This is a genomic window from Mitsuaria sp. TWR114 (genome assembly GCF_007997345.1).
Window position 1 is genome coordinate 1 of the sequence record NZ_VOSR01000885.1, and the last position, 1,657, is coordinate 1,657.

Annotated in this window: 2 protein-coding genes; both read left to right on the forward strand. The window is 70.1% G+C overall.

What is annotated here, in order from left to right; translation table 11 throughout:
• Positions 1 to 797, forward strand: a 797-nt coding sequence (locus FUT87_RS25360; protein ID WP_147242795.1) for a tripartite tricarboxylate transporter substrate binding protein, incomplete at its 5' end; no start/stop codon positions are given.
• Position 798: 1 nt separating this feature from the next.
• Positions 799 to 1,657 (forward strand): NAD(P)-dependent oxidoreductase (locus tag FUT87_RS25365; RefSeq protein WP_147242796.1); only part of this gene is annotated, 859 nt, incomplete at its 3' end.

The following is a 1,657-nucleotide window of genomic DNA, read 5'->3' on the forward strand; positions in this document are numbered from 1 at the left end:
AGCCGGTGATCGTCGAGAACAAGCCCGGCGCCAACGGCTTCATCGCGATCGACACCTTCAAGCGCGGCGCCACCGACGGCCACGACCTGATCCAGCTGGACAACGCCCACCTGGTCATCTATCCGCACCTGTTCAAGAAGCTGCCCTACGACCCGGTCAAGGACTTCGACCCGATCGCGCCGCTGTTCAAGGCCTATTTCTTCGTCGGCGTGTCGGCCAACAGCAAGTACAAGACCGTCGGCGACATCGTGGCCGATGCCAAGGCCCATCCCGGCGCGCTGAACTACGGCTCCTGGTCGGTCGGCAACCCGGTGCACCTGGGCGCGGCGCAGCTCGAGGCGATGACCCAGACGCAGATGACGCACGTCGTCTACAAGGAGACGTCGATGCTCTACACGGCCGTGGCCAACGGCGAGCTCAACTTCGCCCTGGGCACGATGGCGACGGCCGGGCCGCTGCAGCGCGCCGGCAAGATCCGCTTCATCGCCATCACCAGCCCGAAGCGCCACCCGGCCTTCCCCGACGTCCCCACCGTGGCCGAGTCCGGCGGCCCCGCCGGCTACGAGGCCACCGGCTGGACCACCATCGCCGCGCCGCGCGGGCTGCCCAAGGCGGTGCAGGAGCGCATCCAGCGCGACATCGAGGCCGCGCTGGCCGAGCCCGACATCCGCGAGCGCTATGTCACCTTCGGCTACGACGTCTTCCCGACCACGAAGGAGCAGTACATGGGCTTCATCTCCGCCGAGTCGGCCAAGTACGCCGCGCTGATCAAGCGCTTCAACCTCTCGCTGGACTGACATGAGCACCGCCGCCAACGATCAGGGCCAGCCGCCGTCGCTGGACGAACTGCGCGTGGGCCTCGTCGGTTACGGCGAGGTCGGGCGCATCCTGGCCGAGGACCTGCGCGCCGTCGGCGTCGCCGTCAACGCCTACGACCTGAAGCTGGAGTCACCGTCCGCCGACGCCGACACCATGCGCGAGCACGCCGTGGAGTTCGGCGTCGGGCTCAGCCCGTCGGCGACGATGGTGGCCACGCCAGCCGACCTGATCGTGAGCGCCGTCACCGCCAGCCAGACGCTGGACGCGGCGCGCGCAGCCGCCGCGGGCCTGCGGCCCGGCACCTTCGTGCTGGACTTCAACTCGGCCTCGCCCAAGGCCAAGCGCGAGGCGGCCGAGGCGGTGCAGGCGGCCGGTGGCCGTTATGTCGAGGGCGCGGTGATGACCAGCGTGCCGCCCTACCGGATCAAGGTCCCGCTGCTGCTGGGCGGCCCGCATGCGGACGCGATCTCGCCGCTGCTGGCGCGGCTGGGCTTCGCCGCCAGCGTGGGCAGCGCGGAGCTCGGCATCGTCAGCGCGACCAAGATGTGCCGCAGCGTCATGATCAAGGGCCTGGAGGCCATGGTCATCGAGAGCCTCACCGCCGCCCGCCATTACGGCGTCGAGGACGCGGTGCTGGCCTCGCTGAAGGAGACCTTCCCCGGCATCGAGTGGGAAAAGCAGGCCGCGTATTTCTTCCAGCGCGTGATCCAGCACGGCCGGCGCCGCAGCGAGGAGGTGCGCGAGGTCGCGGAGACCGTCCGCGACGCCGGGCTCACGCCCTGGAGCGCCGAAGGCACCGCCGAACGCCAGGCCTGGATGGCCGACCTGGCCGAGGACG